This is a genomic window from Paenibacillus sp. S02, assembly GCF_019454065.1.
Lineage (GTDB): Bacteria > Bacillota > Bacilli > Paenibacillales > Paenibacillaceae > Paenibacillus > Paenibacillus polymyxa_B.
On sequence record NZ_CP073682.1, the window covers coordinates 5,055,362 to 5,072,799 of the forward strand.

A 17,438-nucleotide genomic window follows, 5' to 3' on the forward strand; every position below is an offset into this window, starting at 1 on the left:
GAGGGTCTTTTTAAACCATATGGCGATCATAGGACCGTCATCTGCTGTTAGGTTGGATTAAGCGTTCAACACTTTTTCAAACTTTGTTTTGTTCATACCGGAAATACGTTCTTCCCCGATCAAAGTCAATGGAACGGCACGAATGCCCATATCCCAAACCTCTTGAGCGAAAGCATCATTGGTTTCAATGTTGCGTTCTTCATACTCTACGCCTTTTTCACTCAAGTAGCTTTTTACTTGACGGCAATGCGGGCAGTTTGTAGATGTGTATACAATTGCTTTTTCCATGAATATCACCTCATCATTTATTTTGTTAATCATATTTATTCATACTTAAACGGAATATTACAGGGCCAGTGCGCTGTGCTCCAGGCTTTCGATGTATTTCTCGCTGTCCATAGCAGCCATACAACCACTACCTGCTGCGGTAATCGCTTGTCTGTAGCGTGTATCCTGTACGTCGCCACAAGCGAATACGCCTGGCACGTTTGTTTCGGAAGTACCCGGATTTACGATGATATAACCGTTCGCATCCGTTGTAATTTGCCCCTCGAGGAAGCCTGTATTCGGATGATGACCAATCGCCACGAATACGCCGCTAACTGTAATGATCTCCTCTTCGCCTGTTGCATTATTCAGCACTTTCAAGCCAGTGACTCCGTTCTCGTCAGCAATCACTTCTACAGGAGTACGATTAAGCGCCCATTCAATTTTGTTGTTCGCACGAGCACGATCCTGCATAATTTTGGAGGCGCGCATTTCTTCACGACGATGCACCAACGTTACTTTGGAAGCAAAACGAGTCAGGAAATTGGCTTCTTCCAATGCAGAGTCTCCACCGCCGATGACAACAATTTCTTTGCCACGGAAAAAGAAGCCGTCGCATGTTGCGCAAGTGCTTACGCCACGTCCGATATTATCCTGTTCACCGGGAATACCCAGATATTTGGCAGTCGCCCCTGTGGAAATAATCAGTGTATCGGTAACCAGTTCACCCAAACCTTCTACATCCAATGTAAATGGACGAGCAGTTGTGTCTACCTTGTTTACCCAACCTGTGCGGAATTCAGCGCCAAAACGCTCCGCTTGCTTACGCATATTATCCATCAAATCGGGCCCCATGATTCCTTCAGGAAAACCTGGAAAATTTTCGACTTCCGTAGTCGTAGTTAATTGTCCGCCTGGCTGTGGTCCTTCGATCACCAGTGGGCTCATGTTAGCGCGTGCCAGATAAATTGCAGCGGTCAAACCGGCAGGGCCGGTACCTATAATAATGGACTTGTACATATCTTGGTTCCTCCTAAAATATCATAAGTATTATATAACGAGTTTTCGGAACCGGGCGCTGGGCAGATGCATATACTCTAAAAGTAATTCCGCCAGAAGCTTATCCCAAAATGTGGACACCCGGATATTACAAAAACGAATCACTTGTTTTGTAGCCTCTTATGACTTAGACTGATTCTAAATCCTAATTTCATTATGCGGAAAGAGCTGTAAACAGTCAAATGAAGTTTTCATGAAGCGAAGCTTAAAGATAAATTAGGTATGGAGGGATTATCCCGATTATGAATGACGTTTTTGTAGGTAGCTTAATTTCTGCCCTGTCCACTGGACTCGGCGCCGTGCCCATACTGTTTATGCGTAATATCACGCATCGGCTTCGCGATGTTCTGTTGGCTTATGCCGCAGGAATTATGACCTCTGCATCCGTGTACAACCTGATTCCCGAAGCGATCCAGCATTCCAATTGGTTCGTGCTGACTGCCGGAATCCTGCTCGGCTGTCTCGTATTACTGGTGATGGAAATGTACATTCCCCATGCGGATTTGGAGGACCCAGATTCCAAGACCTTTCAACTGGAGTCCAAATCTTTTCTCATCATCGCTGCTATTACATTGCACAATTTGCCGGAAGGACTCTCTGTTGGGGTCAGCTATGCGAGTGAGACTCACAATCTCGGCAATCTGATCGCCTTCTCTATCGGCCTGCAAAATGCCCCGGAAGGCTTTATCGTAGCACTATTCCTTGTGAATCAAAACATCGGCCGTTTCAAGGCATTGGGCATTGCTACCCTCACTGGAGCCGTGGAAATCATAACGAGTCTGATCGGCTTTTATTTGAGCAGCTGGGTGAACGGACTGGTACCTTATGGGCTTGCTTTTGCCGCCGGAGCCATGATGTTTATCGTCTACAAGGAACTGATTCCCGAGAGTCACGGGGATGGCAATCAGCGGATCGCCACATTCTCTTTTATTCTCGGCTTAATTACGATGATTGGGCTAACCGAATGGCTATAGCCGAGCAACACAAAAAGGCTGCCTTCTGCCTGTAATCCAGACAGATAAGCAGCCTTTTTGGCATGTTCAAATAGAGATACCTCATTTTTTTTGGTTCATGGAGCGCAGTGCTTCACGGTACTGCTCGTCCTCACTTTTGTGAGTCTCCTTCTCTCCATTGGATATTTGGAAAAGTCCATCCTTTTCTTCGTCTTTTCCAGCAAAACCACGTAAAGCCGCACGATAATCCTGATCTCCGTAAGCATCTTTGATATTCTCGCGATCCTTTTCCACCTTCTTATCCATCTGGATATCAGGCACCTTATGTTGTTCCTCCACATGATGTTCTTCGACGTCGATATCCTTAGGAGGCATCTCTTGCGTAGGATCTGTCCATTCACGCGCCTCGGGTTCCACCTGCACAGGATAAGGACGTTTGCTTCTTTGCCGTGAATCCTCTTCGGTGGGGCGAGTCTTGGGAGAGGACTTGCGCGTCATCTTCGTATTAAATACCAGCAAAAAAATAAAGGCAACCGCAGCTACTACGATAAAAGCAATGGTCATTCGACGGCCTCCTATTCTCTTTCAGCGCTACGGTACCGTCCCGCTATCTCAGCGACCCGTTTGCCCAAAGAGCGACCTAGTGCAAGGTCATCACCCGTAGGAAGATTAGGCGGTCCATTGGGGTCTGTCTCCACCGGACATGTTATCCCTACGCCGTAATAGGAGCCGTATAACGCATTTTCAGTAATATTAGCGGGCAGTCCTACAACAATCATGCCTTGATGAAGCATCGGAGTAATCAAATTCAGAAGTGTGGATTCTAATCCACCATGAACGGTAGCGGTTGTGCAAAACACAGCGCCGATTTTATCCACCAGCTTGCCCTGTGCCCACAGATACCCCAGCTTATCAATCCAGCTTTTCAGACCGCTGCTAATGGTACCAAAATGGCCCGGGCAACCCCATATGATTGCGTCCACATTCACTAGCTCATTCACATCGGCCTCGTTCACATGCTTTAGCAACACTTCCGTGTGCTCAAGGCGCGCGCCTTCTGCGATAGAGCGAGCGAGACGTTCGGTATGCCCATTTTCACTGTCATATACAATCATGATTCTGGTCGTCATTATGCGCATCATCCTTTGTCAGCAAAATCATCCTTTTCGTATGCGCTCTTAACCTTGCCCAAAATCCAACTGAATATTATGAATCGTTTGACGCATACTTTGAAAATCCAAGAACTAGGGAGGCATGTTACACATGAATTCACGCGCCATATTAGTCAACCTGCTAGTTATTATCATTATTCTGGCAGGAGGTGGAGCCGCCGCCTATTACTACAATCAATCCGCCAACTACATAAAAACCGATAATGCCCAAGTGAGCGGACAAGCGGTTACCGTTGCCTCTCCAAGCGCGGGCAAGCTCACAGGCTGGAATGCTGAAGTTGGTAAAACCTACACCGCTGGAAGCACGCTTGGTAGTGTAGAAGGAGGCGGAAGCCGAATTAGCGTTACGATCCCAACCGATGGTACCATCGTCCAGCAATCTGCGGTCAACAACTCGATTGTTGGGGCAGGCACACCTTTAGCGAAGACTTTTGATCTAAACAATTTATGGATTACCGCCAATATAGACGAAACGGCTGTACAGGATCTTCAAGTAGGACAGACAGTTGATGTATATATTGATGCTTACCCGGATACGTCCCTGAGCGGTAAACTCGAAAAGATCGGCCTGGCGACTGCATCGACTTTTTCACTACTGCCCACTTCCAATACAACTGCCAACTATACCAAGGTAACACAGGTTGTGCCTGTCAACATTTCCATTCAAGGTTACAAGGGGCTGGGTATTATCCCGGGAATGAGTGCGACCATCAGAGTTCACAAGTAGGAGGCTGTCATGGATCAAAAAATGTCCGTCGGACGTATTCTGTCCGTGCTGCTGCTAGGCGCCTTCATTTCGATTTTGAATCAAACGCTGCTTAACGTGGCCATTCCACACTTGATGAATGATTTCAATGTATCTGCCACGACCGTTCAATGGCTATCCACCGGATATATGCTAACCAACGGGATTTTGATTCCAATCACCGCTTTTCTGATTGAGTCATTCGGAACACGTGCGCTGTTCATCTCCGCGATGGGGTTATTTACTGCCGGGTCTGTCGTCTGTGCTGCCAGTACCGGCTTTGCGCCTATGCTGGTTGGACGCGTTATCCAGGCCAGCGGAGCGGGCATCATCATGCCTGTGGTCATGAACGTGTTCCTGACTGTGTTTCCTCCCGAAAAACGGGGCGCTGCCATGGGTACCATGGGGATCGCCATGATGTTTGCCCCGGCGATTGGACCGACTTTATCCGGCTGGATTGTAGAGCATTACAGCTGGCGGCTGCTATTTTTGCTGGTTATTCCGCTGGCGATCATTGATATTCTGTTCGCCATACGCTGGCTCAAAAATGTATCCAAGCTAACAAAACCGAACTTTGACCTGTTGGGAACCATCTTTTCCACCCTTGGTTTTGGCTTTCTGCTGTATGGCTTTAGTTCAGCTGGAGACAAAGGCTGGAGTAGCAATACGGTAATACTTACACTCGCTGCCGGGGTTGTGTTTATTGTAATGTTTATCGTGCGTGAGCTGAACATGATACAACCGATGCTGGAGTTCCGTGTATTTAAATATGATATTTTCACCGTATCGACCTTAGTCGGGGCTACCGTCAACATGACAATGTTCGGCGGGATGCTGCTGCTACCGATCTATTTGCAAAATATACGCGGCTTTACACCGCTACAATCCGGTCTGCTGCTGTTGCCGGGTGCACTGCTGATGGGTGTGATGTCACCGATATCAGGGGCAGTATTTGACCGTATAGGCGCAAGGCCGTTGGCGATCATTGGATTGATCATTACGGCAGTCACGACATGGGAATTCAGTCTGCTGACCGATGCCACCACCTACGGACATATTATGATCATCTATACGATTCGCAGCTTCGGAATGTCATTGCTGATGATGTCCGTCCAGACGGAAGGGTTAAACCAGCTGCCTCCCCATCTCGGCAGCCATGGTACAGCCATGTCCAATACAGTGCGGCAAATTGCTGGGTCTATCGGTACCGCTTGGCTCATAACTGTGATGAGTAGCCGGTCCACGATTCATGTAGCGGATTATGCGAATGTCGCTACCACCGCCAATGTCCCTTTAACCGAAGGAGTAGCACAGTTGGGACAAACCTTCGCGCAAACGGCGGGCGTTTCAACAGAAAGTGGTTCAGCGTTGGCGCTACAACAGGTGTACCGAAGTGCCGTTACGGAATCGACGATCCATGGCATTAATGATGCCTTCATCATTGCTACAGGGATTGCACTAGCGGGGCTATTGTTTTCCTTGTTCTTGCGACGGTCTACGCCGCGCCGAAGATAGACGTACAGCGTTGGCGAACTAGAGGTATAAGATGAACTTGCCATGTACACCAAATAGGCTAGCACTGTAAAAGAAGGAGCATTCACCCTTGGATTTTAAGAGGTATGAATGCTCCTTCCTGTTTGTCATCTTGTGATTATTAGTCCTATGACCGCAATAAGCGCAGGCCATTCAAAATGACAAGTAATGTGCTGCCTTCATGCCCAATCACCCCAAATGGCAGGGCTATATCTTGCACAAAGTTGCTGATCACAAGCAGCAAAATGACACTTACCGCGAAGATCATATTTTGTTTGACCACCCGCTGCGCCTTGCGCGCCAGTGCTATCGTCGGAGCGATCTCCTCGATTCCATCGTTCATCAATACCACGTCAGCGACCTCTAGCGCTGCTCCGCTGCCATGCATCCCCATGCCTAGTCCTACGGTTGCCGCAGTCAACGCTGGAGCGTCATTCACACCGTCGCCGACCATGACGACATGCCCGTACTGCTCCCGCAGCATGCGAATATGGCTGACTTTGTCCTCCGGCATTAAGCCGGCATATACGGCGTCGACTCCGGCCTGCTCCGCGATCACAGCGGCCGTTTCTGGGCGGTCTCCGGTCAGCATGACGACCCGAATCCCCTGCGCTTGCAGGCGTTTCACGGACTCTTGGGCCTGTGGACGCAACTCGTCGCGTAGTGCCAGCATCCCGGCAATCCGATCATCCGCGAGGATAATGGACACGGTTTTGCCCTCAGCTTCCAGCCGGGCCCGATTCTCCATCCACTGTGCCTCTGCCAGAGGACCAGATCCATCCAGTACATTTGTACGACCGATTTTCCACTTCACCCCGCCTATGATGCCTTCCATTCCCCATCCAGTGAGTGCCTGCACTTGCTCGGTTGGGAGAAGATCTCTCTGTCCCAATTCAGCTTCGGCTTTGGTTACAATTGCTCGCGCCAGCGGATGCAAAGAATAACTTTCAATTGTAGCGACAATGTGCAGTAGCTCATCGGCATCGTATTCTGCGGCGGTAATCCAATCCGTGACGACAGGTGATCCCATCGTTAACGTGCCTGTTTTGTCAAAAGCAACAACAGAAGTCAATGCCATATTCTCCACATGTGCACCACCTTTGAACAGGATGCCCCGTCGGGCACGGTTGGAAATGGCCGATAGCATCACTGGCATAATGGATGACACGAGCGCACAGGGTGAGGCCACGACGAGGAACACCATAGCCTTGTAGAACGCTGCTGACCACGTCCAGCCTAATGCTATAGGTGCACCAGCAATGACGATCAGCGTGACAGCAACAACAATTCGGGCGTACACCGATTCGAACGTTTTAATGAACCGCTGGGAATCGGGAACTTCGGTCTGGGCCTCTTCCACCATACGAATGATTTTTGAAAATAAAGTGTTCTCCGAGGACTGACTAACCTCTACATATAGCACACCTTCTCCATTAATGGTGCCGGCATATACTTCGTCACCTTCCACCTTATTTACCGGAACAGATTCCCCAGTAATAGATGCCTGATTCACTGCCGAAACGCCCTTGGAGATTCGGCCGTCCGCCGGAATCAGTTCGCCCGGCTTCACCAGCAGCAAGTCGCCCGGCAACAGCTGCTCAATGCCGACCGTTTCCGTCCCCTCGCGAGACAAGCGCAAAGCCGTTTCCGGCTTCAACGCCATAAGCTCAGAAATATCCTTACTACTACGCTCGGTGGTATAGCTCTCCAGCGCACCGCTGAGTGCAAAAATAAAGATCAGCATGGCTCCTTCATTCCAATAGCCAATGGCCGCAGCTCCTAGGGAGGCAGCGATCATGAGCAGATTAACATCCAGATCATGTTCTCGGATCAGTGTTTCGATCCCTTCTCTGGCTTTGGACCAGCCCCCAAGGGCGTAAGACACCACATACAGAATGACCGATAGCCATTGCCACCAATGTGAAATCCCCCATGCCATTAGCATCAGCAATCCACTACCTAGAGCAGCTTGCATCTCCTTGTTTTTCAGCATGCTTTTAAGCTGAAATTGCGGCTTGCGATTCGGACCGGGTCGTCCGCTACCACTGTTTTTTGAAAGGGGTCGGTTAGAGGGAGACAATGTATCTTGTAATCGTTGAGCAGCTTGCATCATGTCACGTTCCTTTCCATATTTTGTTCCTTGTACTAGCATCTCATTGAGAATGATATCCATTGTTAAGTGCCCTAAAATAGCACATGCTGCTTCGGGAAGCCCGAAGCAGCATGTTTGGCAATGAGAATGATAATCATTTTTGCATCTATACAATTATTTTGGTTTAGTGAAACTTTTGTTTTATTATATACCTTTTCTTTTCCACTTGTAAACCAGTAATGGCCTAAATAAAAAAAGATACCCGCGCAAACACCGCAGGTATCCTCCATATTTAAGGCATCCTATTCAGGATTTGCAAAATTCGATTCCAGTCGCTCCAAAGTGCAATATATAGACGAACTAGACCATTTCGATCTATATATTGTTCATTGAAAGTCGCTTATTGGATTTTTGCAAAATCCTCTATTACATGAATTCGGGTTATCTTCAGGCTAAAGGAAACTTCCACGCATGGTTGTGTGCAGTTCCTGAAGTGTGCTGACGATCTGCGGGCTGTTGCAGTCCCAAACGCGCAGCCGCAAGGCGTGCAGCGGGAACTGCTGTGTCCGGGCAAATGACCCCCGTCAGCTCATTCTCCCACATCGAAATCCCATCCAGAGACTGGCTAATTTCATCTATTGCTACCCATAAAGGAAGCTCAGGCTTTACACGCCGAACAGCCTCCATAATGCATTTTATCGTATCACTAGTATTCACATGACCATCGACACCGGATGGAATCAACTGATTCTCAGCCCTCATGTCATCGGATGGAGTTGGTATGACTTCTAAAATGATCGTATCGGCAAAGCGTGCCAGATCTGCAGCTTGAGCCACCTGCTTGATCTGTCGCGCGCCCACTTCAGACATGTTATTGGGGTTGGCTGACTCCCCCGACCGTGCGGCTGGCCTGTTCCCTGTTTGGCTTACGTTAGGCACCAAAGACGGATCAACTGTCAAAAGCACGCCTACCCGATATGGAATACACCGAAGACGTCCGCATAAGGTCTGCTCCGCAACGCCGTCAATCCAGTCTCGGGTTGCCCGGAATTCGTCCACGTCAGCCGGATTGCGCACCATAATCTCCAGCTTGGGTTCTCCCCCCTGCCGCACGCTCCGTAACGCCGCACGCAGTAATGCCTCCAGCTGCATATCTTGCAAGCTTCCAATACCCACTGCATTGTTCTGCTCAATTAGGGCTATAGTGAGTGGTGATCCGTTCAGAGACTCGAATAAGCCTTCATATTCTGTTTCCAGCAAACTGATAATTCGGCGAGACAAATGCTCACACAATCCAGGCAGGCCAGATGCCTGGTTAAAGGTTTTGTACGTGTCAGATGCACGTGAACCGGGAATAAGGATGGGATCGGGCTCCCCGTCAGGGGCATGAATCGTCTGTCCAGACTCTGCTACGTCCAGATAGGCATAGCATAATTCTCCCACGCGGCCAGATGCCTGTGACAAGGGACCATGCAGAAGACTATAACCGTCAAAACTGCTTATTTCTGATGCTGTCTCTGTACTTATGCGACTCAAACTTGCAGGAGCATCGGCATAAATCCGTATGGAGGTGCGCCTGTATTCATCGCTCCATTTTAGGAGTGTGCCCATTGCTTGCCCAATATCGTTGCCGTTATTCAGCATCGTTTCCCCAAGTAATTCCGGATTCGCAGCCATCAAAGCCTCCGCTCGACTGATTACGCCCTGCTCAGCTAAACCAACCAGCCAGCCCAACGGATCTTCCTCCTGCGTAGCAGATACTTCATGGCTGCCTGCCCTTAGCGTCTCCATAGCCAACCTCTGTACACCAGCCTCCGTACCCGACTCTGGAACTTTGAGATCCCGGCTGTTTTTGCCACCCAACAGCTCTGCGAATACATGCATCAGTTTAGCCTCCATGCTATTAATCCATCCTTTCTTCCGTCAGCAAGTTGGCACACACGAATTCGAGTACCCCTCCAAATAAAGAAAACGCTTACTCATTATGGAGCAACCGAATCTTACATGGGCCTTACCTGTAAAGCCCCTACCTTAACGTATTAGGCACGCCACACATTTATACATCTGGGCACAACCACCCTACATCCCAAAATAAATCTCTATACTGCTGGCACAAGACCACTCGTAAAAGGAACCTATAAAATAAACACCCCCGGTCTTCACAGGATGCCTACATCCGATGTTACCCGAGGGTGTTTATTATTTACTCGTAAGAACGAACCTTCAATACACGCATCACATTCAATACGGCTAGCAATGTTACACCTACATCGGAAAATACAGCCTCCCACATAGTAGCAATACCGAATGCTCCCAGCGTAAGAAACACAGCTTTGACACCTAGCGCAAATATAATGTTTTGCCATACGATACGACGTGTGCGCTTGGCGATATGGATCGCCGTAACCAGCCTTGAAGGCTCGTCGTTCATGATTACGATATCAGCCGCCTCAATCGCAGCATCCGATCCCAAACCGCCCATCGCTACACCGACATCTGCCAGCGCCAGTACGGGTGTATCATTAATCCCATCGCCTACGAACAAAATTTTGTCGCTCGTTTTTTTACTTGCAGACAACTGCTCGATGGCTTCAGCTTTGTGCTGAGGTAACAGCTCTGCCTGTACTTCATCCAAACCCAGCTGTCGTCCTACAGCCTCGGCAACTGTCCGATTGTCACCCGTCAGCATGATGGTTTTCACCACACCCAACTTTTTCAGTGAAGCAACCGTTTGGGCTGCGTCTTCCTTAACCTCATCTGAAATCAGAATGCACCCAGCATACGTTCCGTCTACAGCCACATGTACGACCGTTCCTTCATCCAGCGTCCCTGCTTGCTGCGCCGCGTTAAAAGCCACATGCTCCCGCTCCATCAGCTTGGCGTTCCCGGCCGATACCAGACGACCATCTATTTGTGCCTGAATCCCGTGACCGGATATTTCACTATATTGCTGAACCCGGTCTGCTCTGAGCTCTTTACCGTAGGATTCACGCAAAGACGCAGCAATAGGGTGTGTGGAATGCAGCTCCGCCAAAGCGGCGGTTTCGAGCAGGGTTTCGTTTGTATAATCTCCGGCAGGATAAATCCCTGTTACACGGAAAACACCTTTGGTGAGTGTGCCTGTTTTATCAAAAACAGCGTATTTCACATGATTCAGAGCTTCAAGATAGTTCCCGCCCTTGATCAGAATACCTGAACGGGAGGCTGCACCGATTCCGCCAAAGAAGCCCAGTGGAATGGATACCACTAGTGCACAAGGACAAGAAATAACGAGGAAAACAAGCGCACGGTATATCCAATCTGCAAATTGTGCACCTGGCACAACAAGAGGTGGAACAACCGCCAACAACAGCGCTACAATAACCACTACTGGAGTATAGTATCTGGAAAATTTCGTGATAAACTTTTCAGTCGGCGCTTTTTTGGCACTCGCATTTTGCACTAATTCCAAAATTTTAGAGACCGCGGATTCACTAAATTCTTTGCTGACCTCTACCGTTAGAAGTCCGTTCGTATTGATAAATCCACTCAACACACTGCTTCCCGGCTCTACAGTACGAGGCACCGATTCACCAGTCAACGCAGAGGTATCCACATGCGATTTACCATCTATAACCTTACCGTCCAGCGGGATCTTCTCTCCCGGCTTAATTACAATCAAATCCCCAATGCAAACGTCTTCTGGGGACACTCTCCGTACGGACTCAGCCGTCTTCAGGTTGGCATAGTCCGGTCTAATATCCATCAGATCACTGATGGACTTACGTGAACGGTTAACTGCAATGCCTTGAAACAGCTCTCCGATTTGATAAAAGAACATGACAGCTACGCCTTCCGGGTATTCCCCAATCGCAAATGCACCCACAGTAGCCAGCGTCATCAGGAAGTATTCGTCAAAGGCCATTCCACGCACCAGGCTGCGCGCAGCCTGCAAGACAACATCACCGCCAACGATGATATATGCCAGTAAAAATAGGGCCAGCTTGCCTACACCTTCGACAGGTAACCACCAGGCAACAGCCGCAACGACCGCACCAATAGCCAAACGCGCAATCATGCGGCGCATACCGTCCGTACCGTGATCATGCGTATGCCCAGCGTGGCCATCATCTCCATGCGAATGTGAATGAGCGTGGGTGGCTTCACCATGTTCGTGCTCTGCATGGTGGTTGTGATGCTCGTGTCCATGATCGCCGTGGTTGTGTCCATCGTGCGTATGGGCTTGCTTGCCATGTGCTCCATGATGATGACCAGCGTGGCTGTGAGCCGCATGTTGCCCGACCTTGTGTGTATGCCCTTCTCCTTCACCATCATGCTCATGACCGCATGCACAATCCTCTGTGCTGTCTGACTGTACTGCACCAGCATTGCTTCGACTGTCTTCACGCAGACGACCACGGGCACTTTTTACCACCATCCGAACATGTGGCTCAAGTCTGTGAACCTTCCGTTCCGTCTGGAGAAAAATCTCTTCTTTTTGATCCGAACTTGTGGTCATCGTCAACGTTTTCGTAACAAAATTGACCGAGCAATCCAGGACCCCTTCTATTTTACTGACTCCATTTTCAATCTTGAGAGCACAGTTGGCGCAATCCAAACCTTCCAAAATCCATTCATGTCGTTCCGTTCTTTTTAGAGCATCCATAATCATTGGCCTCCAATTAACTATATATGAGCAACTGTTCATATATTATTTGTTAAGGTCATTATATTCAGGATCAGGGTCAAAAGTCAATGACTCTAGCCCTTTTTAACAAAAAAATCGACTTCATCAGACAGACGCCAAAAGAGCGCCAATCACTTGGCGCCCTACTGTTGTTTTATTCCAAAAAATCATTGATGTGATATGTGCTGATGGGTTTGCAAAAAGATCTGCTCCACATGATTATCATCCAGTGAATAAAACACCGTCTTGCCTTCCTTGCGTCGTTTGACAATACGCAGGTTGCGCAAATAACGAAGCTGGTGGGATACCGCAGATTGTCCCATGTTCAACACCTGGGTCAGATCATGAACACACAATTCTTTTTGTGCCAGGGCATAAATCAACTTGATTCGTGTCGGGTCACCCAGTGCTTTAAACAGCTCCGACATTTTGTATGCGATGGAATCCTCAACAAGGGAAGATTTTATGCGCTCGATTTCCTGATCTGAACCGTGACAAGCCGGCTCGCAATCCAAAGCTTCCGTTTCAGAATTCATCCTTTTCACCCCGTGTATTTCGACTTGATGCTTCTATTATAGCAAATTCGTAGAGTTTACGAATAGCTTATATTACAGCTTGCCCTGTAACAGAAAACTTCCAAGTCTCAATGCTTGCCTAACGCTATAGCTTTACACTACTTAGAGCTTAATAAAGCTTAATTCAACGTTTTTAATACTTCATCACTGTAAGGAATAATTTCTTCTATTTGCTGATCACGTAACTTCACCGCAAACGCCGGATCAACCAGCAAAGCACGCCCAACCGCAACCAGATCAGCTTCCTCTCGTTCTACTTGCCCCACGAGTTGTTCTAATCTTGCCTCTACACTACTGGATTGATCGGTTTGACGATTATTATTTTTTTCCAAATCACTCAAAAAGGCCTTCTCCAAACCAATCGAGCCCACAGTAATAACTGGCTTGCCTGTTATCTTTTTGGTCCAAGCTGCCAGGTTTAGATCAGACCCTTCAAATTCCGGTTCCCAAAAACGGCGGCTTGAGCAATGGAATATATCCACCCCGGCCTTCACTAATGGAGCGAGAAACTGTTCAAGTTCTTGTGGTGTCTGTGCCAGCTTTTCTTCATAATGGTACATCTTCCACTGGGAGAATCGGAGTACAATTGGGAAATTCGGCCCTACTGCACGACGACAAGCCTCAATGACCTCCACCGCAAACCGAGTACGCTGGACCAAGTTGCCTCCGTATTGATCGGTACGCTTATTGGTTTTGTCCCAGAAAAATTGATCGATTAAATAGCCATGTGCTCCATGAAGCTCAATACCGTCAAAGCCCACTCGCTGGGCATCGGCAGCGGCCTGAGCATAAGCGGAGATAATATCCGCAATCTCAGCCTCCGTCAATGGCTCAACCACCTTTTCACCAGCGGGAGAAATACCGGACGGACCGACAGGCAATGCCTCGGGATTCGGTTGATTATCTGCACCTATTTTACGAGCCGTACCCACATGCCAGAGCTGCGGTATAATCTTGCCACCTACCGCATGAACCTCCTCAACTACCTTGGCCCATCCCTCTAATCCCTCTCCATAAAAATTAGGAATGCTTGTGTGCTCCACAGCTGCAGGATGATTAATAGCAGTGCCCTCCGTAATAATCAATCCAACTGCATTTTCCGCACGGCGACGATAATACGCGGCCACTTCAGGCCCTGGAATACCTTGAGGAGAAAAATTCCGTGTCATAGGCGCCATAACAATCCGATTGGGAAGAGATAAATTACCTGCCTTAAAAGGTTTAAACAGTAATTCTGTGTTCATTAATTTTTCCTCCGCTCTTCACTAGTATTATCGTTTTCACCCTACTGTTATACAATTCCATTTTACACATATGTAAACTTGAGTTCAAGAAGCCACAGTTTTAATTTTAATAAGCTACACAAAAAAAGAAGAAGCGGCTCTAAGTCCGCTTCTTCTTTCCTAATTCGTTTGTACTTGAGTGATTTTGCAAAAATCCTGACTTATTAGTGTGCTACCATGTTGTATTCCATAATCCATACAGAACCACCAACAACGGTCAACAGGATAACTACCCCGAAAATCAAAGTCATGACATTCCAACGTGGTCCATTGCTTTCACGAATGTGCATGAAGAAGAAAAGCTGAACCAGAAATTGCAGCACTGCCGCGGCTAAAATAACAACCATGGTCGAAGTGCGGCTCAACATATGATTCATAACCACACCGAGAGGAATGATGGTCAGTACGATGGACAGAATAAACCCGATAACATAGGATTTCACTGAACCGTGAGAATCATCATGACCATGCGAACCCGCTCCTGTTTGATGCTGTGCCATCTACATCACCCCCATCAAATAGACGACTGTCAGCAAGAAGATCCAGACAGCGTCCAAAAAGTGCCAGTACAAGCTCAATGCCGAAACTTTCCCCTTCGTCTCTGGTGTAAGCCCGCGTTTTTTCAACTGGAACATGAGTCCAATCATCCAAACCAGACCTAACGAAACGTGAAGTCCGTGCGTTCCGACTAAAGTGAAGAATGCTGACAAGAACGCGCTGGTTCCAAAATTGGCTCCTTCGTGAACCAACTCAACAAACTCATAAACCTCAAAACCGATAAAACCAAGACCCAGGATCGCCGTCACGATTAACCAGTTGATTAATCCCTTCATGCTTCCTTTGTTCATGGCCAACACAGCCAGACCACTTGTGAAGCTGCTCGTGAGCAAGAGGAACGTTTCAATAATAACGCCCGTCATGTTAAACAGCTCTGCGCCACCCGGTCCTCCGGCTGTGTTGTTCCGAAGGACGACGAAGGTTGCGAACAAGGTACTGAACAGGATTACGTCCGTTACAAGGAAGATCCAAAAACCAAGCATCTTCAATTCTTGCGGATCGTGATGCCCGTGGTCATGATCATGGCTTTGGTGTGCTGCAGCTTGTGCCATTATACAGACCCCCTTATTGCCGCTTCCGTGCGTTTTACTTCATCCGCAGGGATATAGTAGTCGCCATCATAGGAGAAGAACGAACGGCAAATCATACAAATTGCCACACCGATCAGCCCTGGAATATAGAAGAACGACCATCCGAATACGAACCCGAAACCTGCAATGAAAAAGAATACCGACATAATGAATGGAATCGCCGAGTTCTTCGGCATATGAATCGCTTCAATTGGCGGTTGCTTTCTGAAAATACCTTTTGCACGTTTATCTTTTTCTGCCCACCAGTCATCGCGTTCTTCTACTTGCGGAATGGTAGCAAAATTGTATTCCGGTGCAGGTGAAGGAATCGACCATTCCAACGTATGGCCACCCCAAGGGTCGCCTGTTGTATCCTTCAGCTTGCGGTAATTCTTGATGCCCAGAAGAATTTGAAGAACCTGGAACAAGAAACCAATCCCCATCAGGAATGCCCCAACGGTCGAAACGAGGTTAAGCGGCTGCCAGCCGGTATCCCAGCCATAAGTGCTCAGACGACGCGTCATACCCATCAGACCGAGAGAATATTGCGGAATAAAACATACATAGAAACCGATGTTCCAGAACCAGAAAGCCCATTTACCAGGCGTTTCAGGTAATGTGAAACCGAACATTTTAGGCCACCAATAGTACAGACCTGCCAAGTAACCGAACACTACACCACCAATCAGAGCGGAGTGAAAGTGAGCGATCAGGAAGTAACTGTTATGGAACTGGAAGTCAGCAGGCGCTACAGACAACATGACGCCCGTCAAACCAGCAATCAAGAAGTTCGGAATAAAAGCAATTGACCACATCATAGGGGTCTTGAATGTAATCTTACCCCGATACATCGTGAACAACCAGTTAAATACTTTAACCCCTGTCGGTATTGCGATAACCATCGTCGAAATCGCAAAGAATGCATTAACATCTGCGCCTGATCCCATCGTGAAGAAGTGATGCGCCCAGGTGAAGAAGGACAAGATCGCAATAATGAACATGGCGTAAACCATGGACTTGTATCCAAACAATTTCTTTTTGGAGAATACACTGATGACCTCGGAATAAATACCGAAGGCAGGCAAAACTACAATGTATACCTCAGGGTGACCCCACATCCAGATCAAGTTGATATACATCATCGGGTTACCGCCGAAATCAAGCGTAAAGAAGTGTCCTCCTCCAAAGCGGTCAAGGAATAGCAAGGCTAAAGTAACCGTCAGAATTGGAAACGCGAAAATGATAATAACACATGACGAAAATACGGACCACGTAAAGACAGGAATCTTCATCCAAGTCATACCAGGTGCACGCATTTTAATGATAGTAACAATAAAGTTGATCCCTGTAGCCAATGAACCTATACCCGAAATCTGAATACCCCAGATATAGAAGTTCTGACCAACGCCGGGACTAAATTGCATTTCTGAAAGCGGTGGATAACTCAACCAACCTGCATCTGGCGAACCGCCGATAACGAAGGACAGGTTGAACAACATCGCTCCCATAAAGAAAAGCCAGAAGCTCAATGCGTTCAGGAAAGGGAACGCAACGTCGCGCGCACCAATTTGAAGTGGTACGGCAATGTTAAACAAACCAAACATCAACGGCATCGCCATAAACAAGATCATAATCGTGCCATGTGTTGTGAAAATCTGGTTGTAATGCTCAGGATGCAATAGTGTAACATCCGGTGTAGCAAGTTGAACACGCATCAATAATGCATCCACGCCTCCGCGGAATAACATCAAGATGGCCGCAAGAATATACATAATACCGACTTTTTTATGGTCAACGGTAGTCAACCAGTTTTTCCAAAGCCAGCCCCATTTTTTGAAATAAGTGAGCACAAACACGATCCCGATCGTTGCTAGTGCGATGGAAACGTCCGCTCCATAGATCATCGGGTCTCCAGTAACGAAGAAAGTGGATGCAAACTCTTTTATTTTGTCAAGCATTGGGGGCC

At 47.9% G+C, this 17,438-nt stretch carries 16 protein-coding genes; 3 read left to right on the forward strand and 13 right to left on the reverse strand.

All coding sequences use genetic code 11. The features are described from left to right. Positions 1-57: 57 nt before the first annotated feature. Both KAI36_RS22610 and trxB read right to left on the reverse strand, forming a co-directional pair. Positions 58-288: a glutaredoxin family protein gene (locus KAI36_RS22610; RefSeq protein WP_025684088.1), complete on the reverse strand. Its 231-nt coding sequence runs from the start codon at positions 286-288 to the stop codon at positions 58-60. 57 nt (positions 289-345) lie between these two features. Further along, the gene (gene trxB, locus KAI36_RS22615) at positions 346-1,287 is read right to left on the reverse strand and encodes a thioredoxin-disulfide reductase (protein ID WP_220026066.1); all 942 of its coding nucleotides are present in this window, start codon (positions 1,285-1,287) and stop codon (positions 346-348) included. A 281-nt stretch (positions 1,288-1,568) separates the two neighbouring features. Between trxB and KAI36_RS22620 the strand changes: the two genes are divergently transcribed. Next, on the forward strand, positions 1,569-2,300 hold the full coding sequence (locus KAI36_RS22620; protein ID WP_220026067.1) for a ZIP family metal transporter: 732 nt from the start codon (positions 1,569-1,571) through the stop codon (positions 2,298-2,300). Positions 2,301-2,381: 81 nt separating this feature from the next. Here the strand turns inward: KAI36_RS22620 and KAI36_RS22625 are convergent, their stop codons facing one another. Continuing rightward, positions 2,382-2,843 (reverse strand): hypothetical protein, encoded by a 462-nt coding sequence (locus tag KAI36_RS22625; protein ID WP_220026068.1) that lies wholly within the window; start codon positions 2,841-2,843, stop codon positions 2,382-2,384. Positions 2,844-2,854: 11 nt separating this feature from the next. Beyond that, the gene (locus tag KAI36_RS22630) at positions 2,855-3,409 is read right to left on the reverse strand and encodes an NAD(P)H-dependent oxidoreductase (protein WP_220026069.1); all 555 of its coding nucleotides are present in this window, start codon (positions 3,407-3,409) and stop codon (positions 2,855-2,857) included. Positions 3,410-3,542: 133 nt separating this feature from the next. Here KAI36_RS22630 and KAI36_RS22635 point away from each other — a divergent pair, with 133 nt between their 5' ends. Both KAI36_RS22635 and KAI36_RS22640 read left to right on the forward strand, forming a co-directional pair. After that, the gene (locus tag KAI36_RS22635) at positions 3,543-4,178 is read left to right on the forward strand and encodes an HlyD family efflux transporter periplasmic adaptor subunit (protein WP_220026070.1); all 636 of its coding nucleotides are present in this window, start codon (positions 3,543-3,545) and stop codon (positions 4,176-4,178) included. Positions 4,179-4,187: 9 nt separating this feature from the next. After that, positions 4,188-5,711 (forward strand): DHA2 family efflux MFS transporter permease subunit, encoded by a 1,524-nt coding sequence (locus KAI36_RS22640; protein WP_220026071.1) that lies wholly within the window; start codon positions 4,188-4,190, stop codon positions 5,709-5,711. Positions 5,712-5,856: 145 nt separating this feature from the next. On the opposite strand, the gene KAI36_RS22645 is transcribed toward KAI36_RS22640, so the two are convergent. From KAI36_RS22645 to KAI36_RS22685, 9 genes are all read right to left on the reverse strand, one after another. Continuing rightward, on the reverse strand, positions 5,857-7,839 hold the full coding sequence (locus KAI36_RS22645) for a heavy metal translocating P-type ATPase (protein ID WP_346730213.1): 1,983 nt from the start codon (positions 7,837-7,839) through the stop codon (positions 5,857-5,859). Between the two features lie 74 nt (positions 7,840-7,913). Next, positions 7,914-8,111: a hypothetical protein gene (locus KAI36_RS22650; RefSeq protein ID WP_071558240.1), complete on the reverse strand. Its 198-nt coding sequence runs from the start codon at positions 8,109-8,111 to the stop codon at positions 7,914-7,916. A 157-nt stretch (positions 8,112-8,268) separates the two neighbouring features. Next, positions 8,269-9,720: an aldolase/citrate lyase/malate synthase family protein gene (locus KAI36_RS22655; RefSeq protein WP_220026073.1), complete on the reverse strand. Its 1,452-nt coding sequence runs from the start codon at positions 9,718-9,720 to the stop codon at positions 8,269-8,271. Positions 9,721-10,024: 304 nt separating this feature from the next. Then, on the reverse strand, positions 10,025-12,466 hold the full coding sequence (locus tag KAI36_RS22660; RefSeq protein ID WP_220026074.1) for a heavy metal translocating P-type ATPase: 2,442 nt from the start codon (positions 12,464-12,466) through the stop codon (positions 10,025-10,027). Between the two features lie 188 nt (positions 12,467-12,654). Further along, positions 12,655-13,023 carry an ArsR/SmtB family transcription factor gene (locus KAI36_RS22665; RefSeq protein WP_007432172.1) on the reverse strand — a complete coding sequence of 123 codons (369 nt, stop codon included), beginning with the start codon at positions 13,021-13,023 and terminating at the stop codon, positions 12,655-12,657. 158 nt (positions 13,024-13,181) lie between these two features. Continuing rightward, positions 13,182-14,306, reverse strand: coding sequence for an NADH:flavin oxidoreductase (locus KAI36_RS22670; RefSeq protein WP_220026075.1), 1,125 nt, complete (start codon positions 14,304-14,306; stop codon positions 13,182-13,184). A 203-nt stretch (positions 14,307-14,509) separates the two neighbouring features. Then, entirely contained in the window at positions 14,510-14,845 is a 336-nt protein-coding gene (cyoD, locus tag KAI36_RS22675; protein ID WP_013311980.1) for a cytochrome o ubiquinol oxidase subunit IV, read from the reverse strand. Then, a complete protein-coding gene (gene cyoC, locus KAI36_RS22680) occupies positions 14,846-15,454 on the reverse strand; it encodes a cytochrome o ubiquinol oxidase subunit III (RefSeq protein WP_023990327.1) in 609 nt (202 codons plus the stop codon). Continuing rightward, complete coding sequence (locus KAI36_RS22685; protein WP_023990328.1) at positions 15,454-17,430, reverse strand: cbb3-type cytochrome c oxidase subunit I; 1,977 nt, start codon at positions 17,428-17,430, stop codon at positions 15,454-15,456. The genes cyoC and KAI36_RS22685 overlap by 1 nt, the downstream gene beginning before the upstream one ends. Positions 17,431-17,438 lie beyond the last annotated feature (8 nt).

Excerpts from the sequence above, each read along its gene's own strand:
- KAI36_RS22655 (WP_220026073.1), bottom strand. The coding sequence starts at position 9,720 with ATGGAGGCTAAACTGATGCATGTATTCGCAGAGCTGTTGGGTGGCAAA.
- KAI36_RS22685 (WP_023990328.1), bottom strand. The coding sequence starts at position 17,430 with ATGCTTGACAAAATAAAAGAGTTTGCATCCACTTTCTTCGTTACTGGA.
- KAI36_RS22660 (WP_220026074.1), bottom strand. The coding sequence starts at position 12,466 with ATGGATGCTCTAAAAAGAACGGAACGACATGAATGGATTTTGGAAGGT.
- KAI36_RS22650 (WP_071558240.1), bottom strand. The coding sequence starts at position 8,111 with ATGGAGGATACCTGCGGTGTTTGCGCGGGTATCTTTTTTTATTTAGGC.
- KAI36_RS22630 (WP_220026069.1), bottom strand. The coding sequence starts at position 3,409 with ATGACGACCAGAATCATGATTGTATATGACAGTGAAAATGGGCATACC.
- KAI36_RS22610 (WP_025684088.1), bottom strand. The coding sequence starts at position 288 with ATGGAAAAAGCAATTGTATACACATCTACAAACTGCCCGCATTGCCGT.
- cyoC (WP_023990327.1), bottom strand. The coding sequence starts at position 15,454 with ATGGCACAAGCTGCAGCACACCAAAGCCATGATCATGACCACGGGCAT.
- KAI36_RS22670 (WP_220026075.1), bottom strand. The coding sequence starts at position 14,306 with ATGAACACAGAATTACTGTTTAAACCTTTTAAGGCAGGTAATTTATCT.
- cyoD (WP_013311980.1), bottom strand. The coding sequence starts at position 14,845 with ATGGCACAGCATCAAACAGGAGCGGGTTCGCATGGTCATGATGATTCT.
- KAI36_RS22620 (WP_220026067.1), top strand. The coding sequence starts at position 1,569 with ATGAATGACGTTTTTGTAGGTAGCTTAATTTCTGCCCTGTCCACTGGA.
- KAI36_RS22640 (WP_220026071.1), top strand. The coding sequence starts at position 4,188 with ATGGATCAAAAAATGTCCGTCGGACGTATTCTGTCCGTGCTGCTGCTA.
- trxB (WP_220026066.1), bottom strand. The coding sequence starts at position 1,287 with ATGTACAAGTCCATTATTATAGGTACCGGCCCTGCCGGTTTGACCGCT.
- KAI36_RS22645 (WP_346730213.1), bottom strand. The coding sequence starts at position 7,839 with ATGCAAGCTGCTCAACGATTACAAGATACATTGTCTCCCTCTAACCGA.
- KAI36_RS22625 (WP_220026068.1), bottom strand. The coding sequence starts at position 2,843 with ATGACCATTGCTTTTATCGTAGTAGCTGCGGTTGCCTTTATTTTTTTG.
- KAI36_RS22635 (WP_220026070.1), top strand. The coding sequence starts at position 3,543 with ATGAATTCACGCGCCATATTAGTCAACCTGCTAGTTATTATCATTATT.
- KAI36_RS22665 (WP_007432172.1), bottom strand. The coding sequence starts at position 13,023 with ATGAATTCTGAAACGGAAGCTTTGGATTGCGAGCCGGCTTGTCACGGT.